Genomic DNA, 19,608 nt, shown 5'->3' on the forward strand with positions numbered 1-19,608 from the left:
CAGTATCCAAGTATAGATGGGTTTGCGTCTTTAACGGCAATGGCTAAGCGAGTTCGTGTCATTAGCGCTAAGTCGGGTAAGTCGTCACCAACGTGCGCCACTTGATTTGGGGTAATGTTAAGTTTTTTTAGTAAATGGTTAAACGCGGCGGTTTTGTTTTCTTGGCCTTGGTAAATATTTGTCACGCCAAGGTTTTTCATTCTTTGCTCGACAAGGGGGGATGAGCGGCCAGAAATAACGGCAACATCGATACCATTTTGCTGGAGTAGTTTTAAGCCTTGTCCATCTTGTGCATGAAAAGATTTGTACTCATTGCCTTTTAGGTCAAAAAACAATTTTCCGTCTGTTAACACTCCATCGACATCAAAAATAACGCATCGGATATCTTGTGCCCGTTGCTGAAAATCATCAGTTAGCTCAATCATGATAGCCCTGCTTTTAGCATATCGTGCATATTAAGAGCACCAACCAGTTGGTTGTTATCGGTGACCAATAATGCGTTAATTTTTTTATCTTGCATCAGTTGTAAGGCCTCGACGGCCAGTTGTGTTGAGCTAATAGTCGCGCCTCCACGGGTCATCACTTGTTTGATTTCAGTGCCGTGGATGTCAATATTATTTTCAAGCATGCGTCGTAAATCGCCATCGGTGAAAATACCGGTTAAATCACCTTGTTGGTTTGTAATAGCCGTCATTCCTAATTTTTTTTCTGTCATTTCAAGCAAGGCGGCGCTTACCGGCGCTGTTTCTTCAGTGATTGGAATATCATCACCCTGATGCATAATGTCACTAACATGAAGTAATAGACGCCTTCCTAGGCTGCCGCCTGGGTGTGAAAGAGCGAAGTCCGCTTCGGTAAAGCCGCGTGCCTCAAGTAACGCAATGGCCAAGGCGTCGCCCATAACCAACGCAGCTGTGGTGCTGGAGGTAGGCGCAAGGCCCAATGGGCAAGCTTCTTTAGCAACACTGGCATTAATGGGTGCATCAGAAAGGCTTGCTAGGGTTGAACTTGGATTGCCTGTGATAGAAATGAGTGGAACGCCTAAACGTTTAAGAATGGGTAAAATGGTGAGCACTTCTCCGGTTTCGCCTGAATTTGAAAGCGCTAAAGCGACATCGTTTTTAGTGATCATGCCAAGATCGCCATGGCTGGCTTCCCCTGGGTGAATAAAAAAAGCTGGTGTTCCGGTGCTGGCTAGCGTGGCGGCAATTTTATTACCAATATGGCCTGATTTTCCCATACCGATGACGACAACTTTGCCGTCACATTTAAGCATCAGTTCACACGCATCGATAAATTGTTCGTCAATGTGTCCGGCGAGATTAGCAATAGCGTCTGCTTCGGTTTGTACAACGGCCAAGCCTAGTTGCTTAAGTTGAGTTCGATGATGGTTATCAGGCATTTGATCGGTGTTGAGTTAAGTTAAATTCCAAGAGTATCTAAGTATACTTTGCTTAGGTAGGCGACGAAAAATAGCATAAAAACCCCACCTTTAAAACGGTTGATCTTAGGTTGCCCATTAAAGCTATATGAAAAAATGAATAGGCATAAAGTAAAGCCAAGCATAATGGGGAGGTCGCGTGAAACGAGCTGTGGATCTACATTGCCAGGGTGAAGAAGCCCAGGTAAACATAAGACAGCTAATAAGTTGAAGGCATTCGACCCAATAATGTTTCCTACAGCAAGATCAGGCTCTTTTTTAATAACGCTCATAATAGAAGCTGCTAATTCTGGCAAGCTAGTTCCTATGGCGATAATGGTTAATCCAATGACTAAATCACTAACACCAAAGAGGATGGCAATATTGACGGCTGCCCAAACTAGTAGTTTTGAACTAATAATGAGGATAGTAAGACCGATGATGACATAAAAAGAGGCAGTCTTTGTACTTAGGTCGCTTGGGATTTCGTCATCAAACTCGGCTGCTAAGATGTCTTTTTTTTGCTGCTTGTTCTGTTGAGCGCTGCGTAATAACCAGTAAAGGAAAGCAATGAGCCCAGCAATTAAAATAAGTCCGTCAAATCTTGATAGGTGGCCATCAACGAGTAAAAGGTAACTGATTATAGAGATGACCAATAAAATAGGTAGTTCGCGTTTAAGTAAAGATGACTTTATCAAAATGGGGCTGATTAACGCGGTAACACCGAGTACTAGACCAATATTAGCGATATTTGAGCCAACGGCATTGCCTGTTGCAAGACCAGTGTTGCCTTGAACAGAGGCTATTCCAGCAACCAACATTTCAGGGGCCGAAGTGCCCAAGCCAATGATGGTGAGACCAATAATTAACGGCGATATTCCAATATTTCGCGCAATAGCGGAAGTGCCCTTAACAAAATAATCAGCAGAAAAAATTAAAAAGAAAAAGCCTGCAAGCAGCGCAACAGAAAATACAAGCATAAGATTAAGGTAAGGAGAATAGGTTAAGTTAACGCGAAATTTATTGTCGCATAAAAAGTGGATAGTTTAAGCGAAAAAAACAATTGGGTTTTAAAAGATTGCGCCATAAATAGTGAAAGTTCGGATTGACGTGCATTGATAAGGTAGGGACAATGCCTGATTTATTTTATCTTCAATAACGCTGATAATAGTGTTGAAAGAAACTAGGGAAACGTCATTGACGGAAACGACTTCATTAATAAAAGTTAGAGATGTCCATTTTTCTCGCGGATCAAAGCTTATCTTTGATGGCGTGGATATGGATATTCAGCGTGGAAAAGTCACGGCCATTATGGGGCCTAGTGGGACAGGAAAGACTACCTTGTTGAAGTTAATCGGTGGTCAGTTGAAACCTTCATCTGGTTCTATTGAAGTAGATGGGCAGAATGTTCATCAGCTAAAACATAAGCACCTTTATCAACTGCGTAAAAAAATGGGAATGCTCTTTCAAAGTGGTGCATTGCTAACGGATATTTCGGTGTTTGACAATGTGGCGTTTCCGCTACGTGAACACACTCAGCTTCCCGAGTCGTTAATTCGCCATTTAGTATTAATGAAGTTAAATGCGGTTGGTTTGCGCGGCGCAAGGGATATGATGCCGGCCGAGTTGTCCGGTGGTATGGCACGACGTGTTGCATTGGCTCGAGCTATTGCACTAGACCCAATGATGATTATGTACGATGAGCCATTTACTGGGCAAGACCCCATTTCGATGGGTGTGTTGGTGCAGTTAATTCGCTTGTTGAATAATGCATTAGGCCTATCGAGTATTGTGGTGTCACATGATGTGAAAGAAACCTGTGCCATTGCAGACTATGTTTATCTGGTATCAAAGGGCAAAGTGGTTGAGCACGGCTCGCCGGAGCAATTAGCACAATCAGACTCTGAATGGACGCAACAGTTTATGCAGGGAATGGCTGATGGGCCTGTTCCTTTTCATTATGCAGCCAAAGAGTATGCAAAAGATTTAATGGGAATAGAGACGTGAGAATGAAGGTGACTTTAGCATGCTAGATTATTTGCAACGCTTAGGGGCTGCATCATTGAGTATGCTTGAGCGTTTGGGTCGAGGATCTGTTTTTTTTGTTAACATTTTGCTGAGCATCCCAAGTGTTTTGATGCGGCCGCGATTGTTAATTGCACAGATGTATTCGGTTGGTGTGCTGAGTTTTTCTTTGATTATTATTTCAGGGGTTTTTGTCGGTATGGTGCTGGCATTACAAGGGTTTTATACGCTGTCAGACTTTGGCGCAGAAGGCATGCTGGGCGTCATGGTTGCCGCGTCACTGGTTAGAGAGTTAGGCCCAGTGGTAACGGCATTGTTATTTGCTGGTCGTGCGGGGTCAGCACTAACCGCAGAAATTGGTTTAATGAAAGCCACTGAGCAATTGTCTGGAATGGAGATGATGGCTGTTGACCCGGTCAAAAGGGTTATGGCGCCACGTTTCTTGGCAGGTTTGCTTTCAATGCCTATTTTAGCGACATTGTTTAGTGCGGTTGGTGTTTTAGGTGGATACTTTATCGGCGTTGGCTTGCTTGGCATTGACGAAGGTGGTTTTTGGTCTCAAATGCAGGCTAAGATTGATTTCAACGAAGACATTATTAATGGCTTAATTAAAAGTGTAGTGTTTGGTTGGGTAGTCACATGGATTGCTATTTTTGAAGGTTATGATGCGGTGCCTACTTCTGAAGGAGTGGGGAGAGCAACAACGAGAACGGTTGTTCACTCTGCATTTGCTATTTTATTGTTAGATTTTATTTTAACTGCATTGATGTTTGGAGATATCTAGGTATGCACATATCAAGATCGATTGAGATTTTAGTAGGTTTTTTTGTAGCCATTGGCTTTGTTGCGATGTTTTTCTTGTCTATGGAAGTGAGCAATTTAAGCAATGCAAATAGTGACGAAGGTTACGATGTTATTGCTAACTTTGAAAATATTGGTAGCCTAAAAGTGCGTGCGCCAGTATCAATGGCTGGCGTCAACATAGGCCGAGTAAAGGCGATTGATTTTGACCCAGACTCATTTGAGGCTGTTGTCACGATGAAGATCGATGCAAAGTACAATCAATTACCTTCTGACAGTAATGCGAGTATTTTAACAGCAGGCTTGTTGGGTGAGCAGTTTGTTGGGCTTGAGCCTGGTGGTGAAGAAGAAGTACTTGTTCACGGCAGTCAACTTGAGATGACGCAATCAGCGTTAGTGCTTGAACAGATTATTGGTCAATTTTTGTTTAGCAGTAGCTCCGAAGAATAATAAGTTTTCAGCAGGCTGGATTTATCAATGAGTAATGCAATACTAGAGCAAAATGATGAAGGTGTAATATGTGTTTCAGGTACCTTAGGGTTTGATCATGTTGCGGCGTTGTTATTAGCGTCTGAGCCGTTTTTTGCCGGTCAGGCTGACCTAGCGTTTAACTTAAACTCAGTTGAAAAAACAGACAGCGCAGGCTTGGCTTTATTGGTTGAGTGGATGGCCATGGCGCAGAGGTCTGGTCAGGGTATTTGTTTTCAAGAAATACCTGAGCAAATGTTAGAAATCGCCCGAGTTAGTGGTCTTGATGGAATTCTGCCAATCGTTTAGTGGCGTTAGTAAATATAATAGGTAGGTAGAAAATGGATAAGTTGATTATTCAAGGCAGTGGGCCGCTCTCAGGAGAAATACGTATTTCAGGTGCAAAAAATGCGGCCTTGCCAATTTTGGCAGGTGCGTTGCTTGCCGAAAACCCAGTTATTATTGGGAATGTTCCTCATCTGCATGATATTACAACCACAATGAGTCTGCTAGGACAGATGGGTGTTACCTTATCGGTCGATGAAAAAGTAAGAATTGAAGTAGATTCATCTACGATCTCCACCTTTAAAGCACCTTATGAGCTGGTAAAAACAATGCGGGCATCAATTATTGTTTTAGGCCCATTATTAGCACGTTTTGGTAAAGCAGAAGTTTCCTTGCCAGGTGGTTGCGCAATTGGTTCACGACCGGTGAATATTCACTTAAAGGGCTTGGAGGCAATGGGCGCTGATATTCGAGTTGAGAATGGGTATATTCATGCGTCATGCGATCGGCTTAAAGGTGCAAGGCTTGTGTTAGATATGGTGACAGTGACAGGGACTGAAAACTTGATGATGGCTGCGACGTTAGCAGAAGGAACAACCATTATAGAAAATGCTGCACGTGAACCTGAAGTGAGTGATTTAGCTAACTTTCTAAATAAATTAGGTGCAAAAATATCAGGTATTGGAACAGACACCTTGACCATCGAAGGTGTTGAATCGCTAGCAACTAAAAATTTAGTGTATGACATTCTTCCAGATAGGATTGAAGCGGGCACCTATTTGGTGGCGGCTGCAACAACCGGGGGGAAGATTAAAATCAAAGACGTTGACCCTGGTACCTTAGATATGGTGTTGTCAAAATTGCAAGAAGCCGGTGCAGAATTGACCATAGGCGACGATTGGATTGAGTTGGATATGAAGGGGCAACGTGCTAAAGCTGTGTCTTTTAAAACAGCGCCATACCCAGGTTTTCCAACAGATATGCAAGCACAATTTATGGTGCTTAATACACTGGCTGAAGGGACATCGGTTATTACAGAAACGATTTTTGAAAATCGCTTTATGCATGTTCATGAGTTACAGCGTTTAGGTGCTGATATTAAATTAGAAGGTAATACAGCTATTTGTGTCGGTAAAGAAATGCTGGAAGGCGCAACAGTGATGGCAACAGATTTAAGAGCATCTGCAAGTCTGGTTATTGCTGGTTTAGTCTCTAAAGGCGAAACAATTATTGAGCGGATTTACCATATCGACCGTGGTTATGAATGTATTGAAGAAAAAACCGCTTTATTAGGCGGTCAAATACGCCGAGTACCTAGCTAGTTCAATGTTAACAATAGCAATTTCAAAAGGCCGGATTTTAAAAGATACGCTCCCGTTGTTGGCTGAGGCGGGCATCGAGCCATCTGAGGATTTATCTAAAACACGGAAACTGATTGTGCCAAGTGTTTGTGGTAAGGTTAATTTAGTCATCATAAGGGCTACTGATGTGCCAACCTTCGTAGAGTATGGCGCAGCAGATGTCGGCGTGACGGGTAAGGATACGCTGGTTGAACATGGTAGCGATAACCTTTATGAGCCGTTAGACTTAAATATTGCAAAATGTCGTTTAATGACGGCGATTGTAACGGGTAAAAAACTACCAACCGGTAAAATTCGAGTAGCGTCTAAATACGTGTCGTTAACGGAACAATATTTTGCTAAAAAAGGCCAACAAGTAGAAATTATTAAGTTATATGGCTCTATGGAGTTGGCACCTATTGTAGGCTTGGCCGATTGTATTGTGGATTTAGTCGATACTGGTAATACATTAAAAGCTAATGGTATGGAGCCACTAGACTTTATTATGGACATTAGCTCTAGGCTGGTCATTAATAAAGCCTCAATGAAAATGAAGTATCAACAAATTAAGACGCTGATTAAGACATTAGAAGTGGCTGTTGATAACAGGCGTTAATAAATGAATATACAAACGTTGAACGCATCGAGTACTGATTTTGATCAATCACTTGCTGATTTGTTGGCTTGGGATGATGTAGAAGATAGCTCGGTTAATCAAACCGTCAGTGAAATAATACAGGCTGTCCGCCAGCATGGTGATGCAGCGCTATTGTCATATACACAAGAGTTTGATCAATGGGAAGCCAGCGCCGATAACCTTGTCGTTGATCAAGAGCAGCTCGCTAGTGCTTGGGATCAATTGCCGGATGAGCACTCAAAGGCACTTAAAGTCGCCGCTGATAGGATTCGTCACTATGCCGAACAGCAAAAAGCACAATCATGGGATTTTGTCGATGAGATGGGTAATACGCTCGGTCAGAAAGTAACCCCACTTGAGCGTGTTGGTGTATATGTGCCGGGCGGTAAAGCGGCATACCCATCTTCAGTGTTGATGAATATTATTCCTGCGAAAGTAGCGGGGGTATCACAGATTGTAATGGTTACCCCGACTCCTAAGGGCGAACTAAACGCATTAGTTCTTGCGGCTGCCTGGCTTGCGGGCGTAGATAAGGTGATTAAAGTGGGTGGGGCGCAAGCCGTGGCAGCGCTTGCTTATGGAACAGAAACCGTGCCGAGAGTTGATAAGATTGTTGGGCCGGGCAATATTTTTGTCGCGACAGCAAAAAAGATGGTTTTCGGCCAAGTAGGTATAGACATGATTGCTGGTCCGTCTGAAATTCTTATTGTTTGTGATGGAAAAACCAATCCAGATTGGATAGCGATGGATCTTTTTTCGCAAGCAGAACATGACGAAAAAGCGCAGTCGATACTCGTTTCACTAGATGAAGGGTTCATTGAAGCGGTTAAGGCGAGCATAAAAAAATTACTTCCTACGCTTGAGCGTTCACAAGTCATAAAAGCCTCATTAGAAGGTAGGGGTGGGTTTATTTATGCAGAAACAAAAGAACAAGCGATAAGCATTGCTAATAAAATAGCGCCAGAGCATCTTGAGTTATCAGTAGATAATGCTGAGCAGTGGGCTGAAGAGATTAAACACGCGGGTGCAATATTTATAGGTAGATATACGCCGGAAGCACTGGGCGATTATTGCGCTGGACCTAACCATGTCTTACCGACATCTGGCACAGCGAGATTCTCATCACCACTGGGCGTTTATGATTTTCAAAAGCGCACTAGCATGATTAATTGCAGTAAAGCTGGGGCCTCAGCACTCTCTGATACAGCGTCTATTTTGGCGCGCGGTGAGGCTTTAACAGCCCATGCAAAATCTGCAGAATACCGTAAAATAAACGGCTAGTAGGATGTCAAAAAAAAACAAAATAGTTGAAGACTTAATTCGCCCAGAAATACAGAAAATGGCGGCTTATCATGTGCCAGAAGCAACAGGGCTGATTAAGTTGGATGCGATGGAAAACCCATTTCCGTGGCCTAAGGTAATGAAAGACGAGTGGTTACAACTACTTTCAAATGTTGAGCCTAATAGATATCCAGATCCATCAGCTAGGGAATTGATAACTGGGTTGCGTGATTGCTTTGATGTGCCAGCAGAATTAGGGGTAGTGCTTGGTAATGGCTCTGATGAGCTGATACAACTTATTTTAATGGCGATGAAGGATCGAAGTGCTGTCATAGCGCCAACACCAAGTTTTGTTATGTACCAGCACATTGCAAATTCTCTCGGTTTGCCTTTCACCGGTGTGCCGCTTAACGAAGACTTTAGCTTGAATATGTCGGCTATGAAGACTGCAATTAAACAAGAAGACCCGGCTGTTATATTTTTATCATACCCAAATAACCCGACGGCAAACTTATTTGATGATGATGATTTAATTCAAATTTTAGAATTGGCTAATGGCATAGTCGTGATTGATGAGGCGTATCAGCCTTTCGCATGCAAAACGTTTATGAATCAAACGCCAGATTTTAAAAATTTATTAGTGATGCGGACAGTGTCTAAATTAGGTTTGGCAGGGTTGAGGCTTGGTTTTGTAGTGGGCCACCCATGTCTGACAGACGAGCTTGAAAAAATACGCCTGCCATACAATATTAATGTTTTTACACAATTAACGGCTACATTTGCATTTAAACACATTGATACTCTAAATCAGCAAGCCGCCGTTATTCGCGAACAACGCGAACGGTTACTGAGCGGCTTAACGTCATTTACTGGAGTGAAAGTTTTCCCGAGTGATGCCAACTTTATATTATTCTCATTGTTATCCGATTCTGCGGAGCGTGTTTTTGAGCAATTAAAGCAAGCCGGTGTGTTAATTAAAAAAATGGCTAGTAATCCCGGTTTGCCGGCGGAATGCCTTCGCGTCACAGTAGGCACACGTTCGGAAAATGATTTATTTATTGAAAAATTTGCTTCAATACTAAAGCAGTAAATCAAAAAAGAGTTGTATATGGGATACAATTTCTCTTCTAGGCTTTGTTAGCTGACCCTAAAAAAATAAAATATGCTAAAATCCTGCGAATAAGTGCCGTGCAAAATGTGCATGTGTAATTTACGATGATTTTATGGAGATTTAGATGAGCGAACAAGTAGTAGATAAGCGCAGGCGTCTTTTTTTAACCGCTGCAGCTACTGCGGTAACGGGAGTGGGTGCGGCTTATGTGGCGGTTCCATTTATAGCGTCAATGAACCCAAGTGACCGTGCAAAAGCGGCGGGTGCTCCAGTTGAGGCTGATATTGGTAAGTTAGAACCCGGGCAGCTGATTCGTGTTGAATGGCGTGGGAAACCGGTTTGGGTGTTGAAACGTAGTCAAGAAGCACTCGCTGAGATGGCTGAAATGACCGATATATTAAGGGATCCAGATTCAAATGAATCTGAGCAACCAGAGTCTTGTAAAAATGTATCGCGCTCTATTAAGCCAGAAGTTTTTATTGCAGTTGGTATTTGTACACATTTGGGTTGCTCTCCAACCTATAGACCCGAAGTGGCTCCAGAAGACTTAGGTCCTCAGTGGAAGGGTGGGTTTTTCTGCCCATGTCACGGTTCGTTGTTTGATTTGTCCGGTCGAGTTTACGCGGGCGTACCTGCACCATTAAATCTTGTGGTGCCGCCTCATGAATATATAACAGACACCAGAATATTAATTGGTTCATCAGGAGGGCAAGCATAATGAGTGGCATGTTAAAAAATGCGTTAGGGTGGGTGGATGAACGATTCCCACTAAGCAAAGTGTGGAATGAGCATCTTGCAGAATATTATGCACCTAAAAACTTCAACTGGATGTACTACTTTGGTTCGTTAGCGATATTGGTGCTAATTAATCAATTTATTACCGGTATTTTCTTAACAATTAACTACAAGCCAGATGCAAAGTTAGCGTTTGACTCTGTTGAGTACATCATGCGTGATGTCGAATGGGGTTGGTTGATTCGCTATATGCACTCAACAGGCGCATCTGCTTTTTTCATCGTTGTGTATTTACACATGTTCCGTGGTTTGATTTATGGCTCATTTAAAAAACCTCGTGAATTAGTCTGGGTATTCGGCATGATTATTTATGTCGCTCTTATGGCTGAAGCTTTTATGGGGTATTTATTACCATGGGGCCAAATGTCATATTGGGGAGCACAAGTGATTGTGTCTTTGTTTGGAGCGATTCCTTATGTTGGTGAAGATTTAGCACTATGGTTACGTGGTGACTATGTTATTTCTGATGCAACACTTAACCGCTTTTTTGCTTTTCATGTGATTGCGATTCCATTAGTACTGGTTATTTTGGTGTTTATGCACATTGTGGCATTGCATGCAGTGGGTTCTAACAACCCAGAAGGTATCGAGATTAAAAAGCACAAGGATGATAAAGGTGTACCGTTAGACGGAATACCATTCCACCCATACTATTCAGTCAAAGACTTAGTAGGTGTCGCGGTGTTCATGTTTGTCTTCGCATTAATTATTTTCTATATGCCGGAGATGGGAGGCTACTTCCTTGAGCACGCAAACTTTATACCAGCGGACCCATTGAAGACACCTGAGCATATTGCCCCGGTATGGTACTTCACACCGTTTTACGCAATCTTAAGAGCGGTGCCTGATAAGTTCCTAGGCGTTGTTGCAATGGGTGGTGCAATTTTTGTTTTATTCCTATTGCCTTGGTTAGATAGGGGTGTGAATAAATCAATACGTTATAGAGGCCCTATATTTAAAGCGGCGATAGTTGCATTTTGTGTTAGTTTCATTGGCTTAGGTTACTTTGGAATGCAGCCTGTAACAGAAATAGGCACCATAGCTTCTAGGCTCTTCTCGATTGTTTATTTTGCTTTTTTCTTATTAATGCCATTTTATTCAAACCTTGGCCAAGATAAATATGTTCCAGAGAGGGTAGAAGAGAAATGAAAAAACTAAGTTTGGCTTTATTAGTACTATTTTCATCACAATTGTTTGCTGCAGGTGGGGCAATTGAACTTGAGTCGGCGAGGATAGATTTAGATAACAAGGCGTCTTTACAACGGGGTGCTAAGTATTTTGTTAACTATTGTTTAAGTTGTCATTCAGCTAAGCAACTTAGATACTCAAGAATGGCGAAGGATTTAGAAATCCCGCCTGAATTAGTTGAGCTTAATCTAATGTTCACGGGTGAAAAAATATTTGATGGTATGACCATTTCAATGCGTCCAGAAGATGCAGTAAAGTGGTTTGGTGTTAACCCACCAGACTTATCATTGATTGCTAGGTCTCGTGGCTCTGACTGGTTATACACCTACCTAAAAAGCTTCTATGTAGATGCATCGCGCCCGTTTGGAGTGGACAATGCGTTGTTTCCAAAAGTAGGGATGCCACATGTATTGGCAGACTTACAAGGTATGCAGCAAGCAGTCTATAAAGATGTTGAGCTTGAAGATGGTTCTATTCGTAAAGTGATAGATCGATTAGAAATCGTTGAGCCTGGTCGAATGACTGAAAAAGAATTTGATAAGGCGATGAATGACCTTGTTAATTTTATGACCTACATGGGCGAGCCAGCAAAACTTGAACGTCAACGCCTTGGTTGGAAAGTCTTGATGTTTATCTTCTTGATGATTGTCGTGTTCTATTTCTTAAAGAAAGAATATTGGAAAGACGTTCACTAAAAATATAATAAGCGGTACTAGTTGAGGAGCTTTGTATTTAACACAAAGCTCTTTCACATATAATAAAACGGACAAAATAATGATAAATGCACTGAATAGAAAATCCATCATGACGCTTTTTGCAGACCCTGTGTGTCACTATAGTCACCGTGCTCGTTTTATATTGTGCGAAAAAAGTGCATCAGCTGAAGTTGAATTTGTAGATAGCAAGGAGTTTCCAGAAGACTTACAAGAGTTGAACCCGTATGGAACCTTACCTATTTTAATTGACAGGGATTTAGCCTTATTTAATTCAAGAATTATTATGGAATATTTGGATGAACGCTTTCCGCATCCACCGTTATATCCTATTGACCCTGTATCCCGTGCACGTTCTCGTCTGTTAATACATAGAATTGATCAAGACTGGTATACCCTACTTGATGATATTGTTAACGCAGGTGAGAAAAAAGCGGCAAAAGCAAAGAAACTACTTAGAGAAAACTTAATCGCTTCTATTCCATTGTTTGAATCAAATAAATACTTTTTAAGTGATGAGTTTACATTGGTAGATGGTGTATTGGCTCCTTTACTTTGGCGTCTACCACTATATGGTATTGAATTACCTAAAGAAGCAAAGGCCATTAAGGACTATATTGCTCGAGTCACAAAACGTGACACCTTCCAAGAAAGCATGAGCAAAGAAGAGCTTGATATGATGGAAAGTCATATATTAATGGCCTCTTAATTATCAATGACGCCACTCAAGCCTTATTTAGTACGCTCTTTACATGAGTGGATACTTGAAAACGGAATGACTCCCTATCTTTTAGTTGATGCAAGCTATGAGGGGGTCATTGTTCCGACTGCATATGTATCGGATGAGCGTATTATTTTAAATACTAACCCGAGCGCAGTACAAAATTGGTTTTTAGATAATGAGGCTATTTCTTTTTCTGCTCGGTTCTCTGGTCAGTCTGAAAACCTATATATCCCGATCAATGCTGTTTTAGCGACGTATGCAAAAGAAAATGGTAAAGGGATGATGTTTGATGAACGCTTTGAAGATGACGTGCCACCAGATCCTGATAAATCGCCGGCAAAAAAAGAAACTAAAAAACCGGTGTTAAAAATAGTTAAATAATGTCTATGCCGGCTACTTAAACGTAGTGGCATGAATTAGACATAAAACCATCTCAGTTCTCGACCTCAGTGGTAAGTAGCACTTATTGCTAATCTATTCGTGGTAATAACGGTATCAGTCAAAATGCTTTGCCTGCTGGTGTTTATTTTACGGTTGCTCATCAGTTGGGATTACGGGTTATTCACTAAAGTCCATTTAATAGACTACCCTGTTATCTCAGTGCTAATCTAGCTTTCTTATCATCTGGTTCGGCTAAGTCTTATCGGTAAGCTACCTTGTAATTACTTGCTGTTAAACAGAGCTGTTCGATCAAAAAGCTAACGACAATCATTAAACCTACTTAAACTATTTTTTTAGTCCATTAAAATGAAATGCTTGCTTTAGCGCTTCTAGGTTGCCATCAGTATATTGTCACGTTATGGTTGGCTGCTAATAATATGTGTGATAAATAACTAACATCGTAGAGTAAATAACTTACCGCTTACTCATTAATAAATATAAGCCATTAAATGGCAATAAAAGAGAGCATAAATGAGCCATAAAATATCTTTAATAGAAGCGTTTAACACCACTTCAAGCACCTATGCTAATAGTGTTGCGGTTATTGATAATGATACGTCATGTACTTTCATAGGGTTAAAAACTGCTTCAGATAAATTTGCTCACGGGCTGCTAAAACGGGGTATTAAAAAAGGCGACACAGTCGCCTTGTATTGCATAAACAGTATTGAGTTTGCGATAGCTTATATGGGTATCGTTAAGGCTGGAGCTGTTGTGGTTCCTATTAATTTACTTCAAAAAGCGGCTGAAATCATTTATGTGATGACAAATGCACAGGTTAAAGGTGTTATTTACCATGAAGCTTTTCAGGCGAATATGGATGACATTGCTGCAGAGATATCAGCACCGTTATTTAATATTTGTATCCGCGCTAATCGTGAAGAATCTGCCGATTGGAAGCAACTTTGTGATAATGATGGCTCATTACCAAATATAAAAATTGACCCAGTTAATGACTTAGCGGCTATTTTATACACGTCCGGTACTACGGGGAAACCAAAAGGTGCGATGCTGACACATCACAATTTAGTGAGCAACACATCTAGTGTCTTTCAGGCAATGAAATGGCAAGCAGGTAAAGAGGTGATTGTTCTTGTGTTACCAATGTTTCATGCGTTTGCAGCGACTGTGGGCATGCTGACCCCTCTGACCCATGGCTGTGCTTTTGTTCCCGTTGCCAAGTTTGAACCTGATAATTTGCTTACCATCATCGAAAAAACTAACAGTACCGTTTTTCTTGGTGTGCCTAGTATGTACAACGTGTTGCTGAATACTCGTGACGATAAGTGTGCACGCTTTCGTTCAATTAAGTTATGTGTGTCTGGTGGCGCGTCGATGCCGGTAGACATATTAAATCGTTTTGAACAAAAATTTGGCGTGCCCATTTATGAAGGCGATGGGCCAACAGAGTGTTCACCGGTAACTTGTGTAAATCCAGTAGGCGGCATTCGAAAAATAGGCACGGTTGGTCTGCCTGTACCCAATGTTGAAATGAAAATTCTTAATGAACAGGGTGTGGAGTTGCCGGTAGGTGAAATTGGTGAAATTGCCGTTCGTGGCGATAATGTGATGAAAGGCTATTGGCAATTGCCAGAGGCGACCAAAGAGTCTTTTTATGAAGATTGGTTCTTAACCGGTGACTTAGGTAACGTTGACGAAGAGGGTTACTTTAGTATTCTCGATCGGAAAAAAGATATGGTTATTGTTAACGGTATGAATGTTTATCCGCGGATTATTGAAGAGGTGCTGTATCGCTATGACGGAATATTAGAAGCAGCGGTAATTGGGCAAACAGATGAACTACATGGTGAAATCCCCGTTGCCTATGTCGTGTTAAAAGAGAGCGTTGAGGCGAGCTCAGCCGATATACGTCGTTGGTGTCGTCAACACTTAGGCAGTTATGAAGTGCCAAGAAAAGTCGTTTTTATGGATACACTTCCTAAAAATGGTGCTGGTAAGATCGTGAAGCGGGTTTTAAATAAGCGCGGTGAAATAGAAAGGGGTGTTCAATAGTTCGACTGTTATGGTTGTTTTCAATAGGGCACTTAAATGATGGGTATGTTTTCTATAGCTCTAAGCGTTAAGAATATTGAAATATATTGTCCTAAAGCGGCGGTGTCCAAGTCGTTATAATGACAAACGTAATGAATAATTTATAAGGTTCAAAGGGCTGTTGATGAGTAAACAAGAATTTAACCATGTCTTTCCATTATCTGTTCGCTGGGGTGACGCAGATGTTTATGGACATATTAATAATGTTGAATTTGTTCGTTATGTTGAATCCGGTCGAGTTGCTTACTGCGAAGAGGTGATGGGCTTAACCCTTAAAGCGGGTATAGAGTCGGGCTGGGTATTAGCGGATATGCAATGTAGGTATCTAAAACAAGTCCATTATCCAGCCTTACTTGAGGTTCATACGCGCATTAGTCAAATGGGTAATAAAAGCGCAACAATGTTAGTCGATATTTATCACAAAGGTGAGGATACTCCCGTACTAACGAGCCGAGGAGTGATAGTTTGGTTTGATATGAAACGTCAACAAACAGCCCCAATTCCCAACGATATTAAAGCAAAAGTTGCTTCTTTTGAACAATCGGTAGAAGGTGTAACGCTACCATGACAAAGAAAAAAACCTTATTATCGTGGAGTAGTGGTAAAGATAGCGCGTGGACACTTTATCAACTTCAGCAAGATGAGGATATTGAACTGCTTGGTTTAGTAACAACGGTCAATCAAACACACCAACGTGTTGCGATGCATGCAGTTCGTGTGGAACTGCTAAAGCAACAAGCGGCGGCGGCAGACCTCCCCTTATATATTATCCCCATTCCATCGCCATGTAGTAATAATGAATATAACCGAGCAATGAGTGCTTTTTTTGAATCCATCGAAAAGCTGGGTGCCACGCATATGGCCTTTGGCGACTTATTTTTAGAGGATATTCGCCAATACCGAATAGACAACTTAAAACCAACTGGGATAGAGCCTTTATTCCCACTCTGGTTGAAACCGACCGATCAACTAGCTCAACAGATGTTAGCAGCTGGCTTAAAAACGCACATTACTTGTATTGACCCTAAGCAGTTGCCAGCCAGTTTTGTAGGGCGTGATTTTAACCAACAGTTTTTAGATGACTTACCGATTGGTGTTGATCCATGCGGTGAAAATGGTGAGTTTCATAGTTTTGCGTATGCTGGCCCGATGTTTAAGTACTCCATTGGGGTGTTGCTGGGTGAAGTCGTGGAACGTGATGGCTTTGTATTTGCAGACTTAATGCCAACCGAAGAGGCAGTATGAATAATTTAACCTTTAGTAATAAATTTGTAAGCCAGTTACCTGCTGATAATGTTAGCGAGAATTACCCGCGGCAGGTTCAGGGAGCTTGTTTTTCATGGGTTAGTCCAAAACAGATGAAGGCGCCATCGCTGGTTTCTTACTCTCTAGAAGCGGCGGCATTATTAGACTTAGATGAAGACGATTGCTTATCAGAACAGTTTCTCAATACTTTTTCAGGGAATGAACAACTCGATGGCATGCAGCCATATGCTACTTGTTACGGCGGCCATCAGTTTGGAAATTGGGCAGGGCAACTGGGCGATGGGCGAGCAATTAATTTAGGAGAAATTGTTAATAAAAAGGGTGAACGTTGGGCTTTGCAGCTTAAAGGAGCCGGGCCAACACCGTACTCTAGAACGGCAGATGGGTTAGCTGTTTTACGCTCTTCGATTAGAGAATTTTTGTGCAGTGAAGCGATGTTTCATCTTGGCGTGCCAACCACGCGGGCACTTAGTCTAGCAAGTACTGGCGAGCATGTTATGCGTGATGTGATGTACAACGGTAACCCGGCGCCTGAACCGGGTGCTGTCGTTTGTAGGCTCGCACCATCCTTTACGCGTTTCGGGCATTTTCAATATTACGGGCAACAAAATAAAGATTTATTAAAACAGTTTGTTGATTACACGCTTGAAACCGATTTTCCGCACTTACTAGAAAAAGACTCAGTGCCGTCTAAGCAGATTTATCTGAAGTGGTTTGAAGAGGTCTGCAGATTAACTTGCGATATGGTCATAGAATGGATGCGAGTTGGTTTTGTTCACGGGGTCATGAATACCGACAATATGTCGATACTTGGTTTAACCATTGATTATGGTCCCTATGGTTGGCTTGAATCGTATGACCCTAACTGGACACCTAATACCACCGATGCAACACATCATCGTTATGCCTTTGCTCAACAAGCAAAAATAGCGCACTGGAATTTATATCAATTAGCAAATGCGATTTATCCGTTGATTGAGGAGGCAGAACCGTTGGAAAAAGCGCTTAACGAGTATGCTGAGCGTTACGGTCAACAATGGTTATTAATGATGTCTAAAAAGCTCGGTTTCTCGCAGCTTGAAGAAGAGACTGATAGTGAGTTGGTTAAACAATTGCTGTCATTTTTTAGTTTGCATGAAACAGATATGACGATTTTCTTTAGGCGATTAGCAGATATTCAGACAACTTCTGATGACTTTAACGTCGCAACAGCGATAGAGCATTTAAAGCCAGCGTTTTATATTGATGAGCTTGAGCTGCAGGCGAAAGAGGCGATCACCGAGTGGTTAGTTCGCTATGTGAAACGGTGCGAACAAGAGCCGCAAAATGCGGTGCAAAGAAGGGCCTTAATGAACAGCGTTAACCCTAAATATGTATTACGTAATTATTTGGCTCAACTGGCGATCGATAAATCAGAGAAAGGCGATCACAGCATGGTGAATGAGCTCTTAGAGGTTTTAAGGCACCCATATGATGAACAACCTGATAAAGAACACCTCAATCAAAAAAGGCCAGATTGGGCGAAGCATAAAGTAGGTTGTTCTATGCTGTCGTGTAGCTCTTAATTAAGGTTGGTTTTTTTTAGAATAAAGCCAAGCGCTTAAGGTCAGCAAAGCATATATTCCTACGATAAAAGCTAATTGCTGCGGTTGATGCGTAAACTCATAATAAATGATCAGTGCGGTGGCTAAAACAAGCCCGACGATGGAGCTTATTGTTATTAACGGGGAAGCCTTTGTTAGCTGCCGAATTTTAAAGTTTGCATAAGCCATCAATACAGAGACAAGCAAAAACGTAATGCTACCAAACTCAAGAATAATGCGCAGACTTCCAGCTAATATTAATAAAAATGCCATTATCGACATACCGATAATGGACGCAGTGGGTATTTGGCCAGAGCGTTTGGCGAGAATGGCAGGAAAGTAACCATCTTGAGCAATGACGGCCATTTGCCTTGAAGCACCGAATAAGGTGCCACTAATTGCACTACTGGTGGCTAACAGTGCACCAATAATAACAAGGTCTGTACCCCATTGGCCGAGTGTGTGATTTGCTCCAGCAGCGAGTGCATATTCTTGGTTCTCGATAATTTCTTCAAATGAGATAGCTAAAATGGCGCCAAGTGAAATCACAACATAAATCAAAATAGCTAAAAAAATAGCAGAATAAATTGATTTTGGAATATTGACCTCAGGCTGTTCCATTTCATTCACTGCATTGATGACTAGTTGAAACCCTTCGTAGGCGACAAAGGTCAGTGATGCCACAATAAGTATTGATAGAAGGCTAGTGTTTTGTTCGTTTTGCAGAAGCTCAGGCAGGGAGGTCTGGCTGTTGTTAATCAGCACAAAGGAGATCACGATTAGGATAATTAATTTGCTATAGACCATAATGTCTTCAATTTTACCCATACCTTTAACGCTCCATATATTGATTAGTGTGAAGCTTAAAATGATCAGTCCAGCAACGATTTTTCGTCCCCATTCATTGTTTGCAAAATCAACAGCACTAACGGCGTAAGAAGAAAAAGTATAGGCATATAAAGCAAGTGTACTGATATAACCAAAAATCACACACCAACCAATTAATGAGGCGGCAAACCGCGATTCGGGAAAGGTTCTTTTGTAAAACGAGTACGTAGCTCCTTCATCTTGGTAGTAAACGCCCAGCTTTATATATGAATAACAGGCTAATAAGGCAATTCCGCCGCCGATAAAGATAGCCACGGGTGTATACGCACCGACCATTGAAACAGAAATGCCCAAAATGGTAAAAATGCCTCCGCCAACCATCCCTCCCAATGCAATGGCAATTAATTCTGGCACGCCAAGAGTTTTTTCTCTTGATCTATGGATGGTTTTTTTTTCAGCTAGTGTCATGATGGCTATTGATTAGTTAATAACGCTATAGTTTTCGTTGGTAGGTTTTCTATTGTGTTTGGAGCTAATGATTGAAAGGTGTAATAACTATCAATCATTAGAGGGGAATGCGTCAATGAGCTGTGTCAAAAATGCTTTAATCTGTTAGCCTGTTTTTTTGTGATTAAAAAAATTATTAACGT

General features: G+C 41.6%; 21 protein-coding genes. 17 read left to right on the forward strand and 4 right to left on the reverse strand.

Annotated features, from left to right (window positions below; all coding sequences use genetic code 11):
- The 3 genes from KUG63_RS06325 to KUG63_RS06335 form a co-directional block, all read right to left on the reverse strand.
- Nucleotides 1–425 (reverse strand): KdsC family phosphatase (locus KUG63_RS06325; protein WP_287554448.1); only part of this gene is annotated, 425 nt, incomplete at its 3' end.
- Complete coding sequence (locus tag KUG63_RS06330) at nt 422–1,402, reverse strand: KpsF/GutQ family sugar-phosphate isomerase (RefSeq protein WP_020932199.1); 981 nt, start codon at nt 1,400–1,402, stop codon at nt 422–424. The genes KUG63_RS06325 and KUG63_RS06330, both read right to left, overlap by 4 nt.
- A gap of 20 nt (nt 1,403–1,422) precedes the next feature.
- Entirely contained in the window at nt 1,423–2,400 is a 978-nt protein-coding gene (locus tag KUG63_RS06335) for a calcium/sodium antiporter (protein ID WP_020162496.1), read from the reverse strand.
- A gap of 298 nt (nt 2,401–2,698) precedes the next feature.
- Here KUG63_RS06335 and KUG63_RS06340 point away from each other — a divergent pair, with 298 nt between their 5' ends.
- The 17 genes from KUG63_RS06340 to KUG63_RS06420 all read left to right on the forward strand — a co-directional run bounded on the left by KUG63_RS06340 (nt 2,699) and on the right by KUG63_RS06420 (nt 18,112).
- Nucleotides 2,699–3,427, forward strand: a complete 729-nt coding sequence (locus KUG63_RS06340) for an ABC transporter ATP-binding protein (RefSeq protein ID WP_015006443.1) — start codon at nt 2,699–2,701, stop codon at nt 3,425–3,427.
- A gap of 19 nt (nt 3,428–3,446) precedes the next feature.
- Nucleotides 3,447–4,229, forward strand: coding sequence for a lipid asymmetry maintenance ABC transporter permease subunit MlaE (gene mlaE / locus KUG63_RS06345; RefSeq protein ID WP_015006442.1), 783 nt, complete (start codon nt 3,447–3,449; stop codon nt 4,227–4,229).
- Between the two features lie 2 nt (nt 4,230–4,231).
- Nucleotides 4,232–4,696, forward strand: coding sequence for an outer membrane lipid asymmetry maintenance protein MlaD (gene mlaD / locus KUG63_RS06350; RefSeq protein ID WP_015006441.1), 465 nt, complete (start codon nt 4,232–4,234; stop codon nt 4,694–4,696).
- A 27-nt stretch (nt 4,697–4,723) separates the two neighbouring features.
- Complete coding sequence (locus tag KUG63_RS06355) at nt 4,724–5,023, forward strand: lipid asymmetry maintenance protein MlaB (protein ID WP_020932201.1); 300 nt, start codon at nt 4,724–4,726, stop codon at nt 5,021–5,023.
- Nucleotides 5,024–5,055: 32 nt separating this feature from the next.
- Nucleotides 5,056–6,321: a UDP-N-acetylglucosamine 1-carboxyvinyltransferase gene (gene murA, locus KUG63_RS06360; RefSeq protein WP_016389959.1), complete on the forward strand. Its 1,266-nt coding sequence runs from the start codon at nt 5,056–5,058 to the stop codon at nt 6,319–6,321.
- Nucleotides 6,322–6,325: 4 nt separating this feature from the next.
- Nucleotides 6,326–6,955, forward strand: a complete 630-nt coding sequence (gene hisG, locus KUG63_RS06365; protein WP_016389960.1) for an ATP phosphoribosyltransferase — start codon at nt 6,326–6,328, stop codon at nt 6,953–6,955.
- Nucleotides 6,956–6,958: 3 nt separating this feature from the next.
- Nucleotides 6,959–8,257 carry a histidinol dehydrogenase gene (gene hisD / locus KUG63_RS06370; protein ID WP_020162495.1) on the forward strand — a complete coding sequence of 433 codons (1,299 nt, stop codon included), beginning with the start codon at nt 6,959–6,961 and terminating at the stop codon, nt 8,255–8,257.
- Nucleotides 8,258–8,261: 4 nt separating this feature from the next.
- Nucleotides 8,262–9,347, forward strand: coding sequence for a histidinol-phosphate transaminase (hisC, locus tag KUG63_RS06375; RefSeq protein ID WP_287554452.1), 1,086 nt, complete (start codon nt 8,262–8,264; stop codon nt 9,345–9,347).
- Between the two features lie 145 nt (nt 9,348–9,492).
- Nucleotides 9,493–10,086: a ubiquinol-cytochrome c reductase iron-sulfur subunit gene (gene petA, locus KUG63_RS06380; RefSeq protein ID WP_015006435.1), complete on the forward strand. Its 594-nt coding sequence runs from the start codon at nt 9,493–9,495 to the stop codon at nt 10,084–10,086.
- An 8-nt stretch (nt 10,087–10,094) separates the two neighbouring features.
- Nucleotides 10,095–11,312 (forward strand): cytochrome b, encoded by a 1,218-nt coding sequence (locus KUG63_RS06385; RefSeq protein ID WP_016389963.1) that lies wholly within the window; start codon nt 10,095–10,097, stop codon nt 11,310–11,312.
- Nucleotides 11,309–12,046 carry a cytochrome c1 gene (locus tag KUG63_RS06390; protein ID WP_016389964.1) on the forward strand — a complete coding sequence of 246 codons (738 nt, stop codon included), beginning with the start codon at nt 11,309–11,311 and terminating at the stop codon, nt 12,044–12,046. The genes KUG63_RS06385 and KUG63_RS06390 overlap by 4 nt, the downstream gene beginning before the upstream one ends.
- A gap of 79 nt (nt 12,047–12,125) precedes the next feature.
- Nucleotides 12,126–12,773 carry a glutathione S-transferase N-terminal domain-containing protein gene (locus KUG63_RS06395; protein WP_015006432.1) on the forward strand — a complete coding sequence of 216 codons (648 nt, stop codon included), beginning with the start codon at nt 12,126–12,128 and terminating at the stop codon, nt 12,771–12,773.
- 6 nt (nt 12,774–12,779) lie between these two features.
- Nucleotides 12,780–13,169, forward strand: a complete 390-nt coding sequence (locus KUG63_RS06400) for a ClpXP protease specificity-enhancing factor (protein WP_015006431.1) — start codon at nt 12,780–12,782, stop codon at nt 13,167–13,169.
- A gap of 531 nt (nt 13,170–13,700) precedes the next feature.
- On the forward strand, nt 13,701–15,242 hold the full coding sequence (locus KUG63_RS06405; protein WP_015006430.1) for a long-chain-fatty-acid--CoA ligase: 1,542 nt from the start codon (nt 13,701–13,703) through the stop codon (nt 15,240–15,242).
- Between the two features lie 163 nt (nt 15,243–15,405).
- Nucleotides 15,406–15,849: an acyl-CoA thioesterase gene (locus tag KUG63_RS06410; protein ID WP_015006429.1), complete on the forward strand. Its 444-nt coding sequence runs from the start codon at nt 15,406–15,408 to the stop codon at nt 15,847–15,849.
- Complete coding sequence (locus KUG63_RS06415; protein WP_015006428.1) at nt 15,846–16,526, forward strand: ATPase; 681 nt, start codon at nt 15,846–15,848, stop codon at nt 16,524–16,526. The genes KUG63_RS06410 and KUG63_RS06415 overlap by 4 nt, the downstream gene beginning before the upstream one ends.
- Nucleotides 16,523–18,112, forward strand: a complete 1,590-nt coding sequence (locus KUG63_RS06420) for a protein adenylyltransferase SelO (protein WP_287554456.1) — start codon at nt 16,523–16,525, stop codon at nt 18,110–18,112. Before KUG63_RS06415 ends, KUG63_RS06420 begins: the two co-directional genes overlap by 4 nt.
- On the opposite strand, the gene KUG63_RS06425 is transcribed toward KUG63_RS06420, so the two are convergent.
- Nucleotides 18,113–19,426, reverse strand: a complete 1,314-nt coding sequence (locus tag KUG63_RS06425; RefSeq protein ID WP_287554458.1) for an APC family permease — start codon at nt 19,424–19,426, stop codon at nt 18,113–18,115.
- Nucleotides 19,427–19,608 lie beyond the last annotated feature (182 nt).

This window comes from Cycloclasticus sp. (assembly GCF_019090545.1).
Classification (GTDB): domain Bacteria; phylum Pseudomonadota; class Gammaproteobacteria; order Methylococcales; family Cycloclasticaceae; genus Cycloclasticus; species Cycloclasticus pugetii.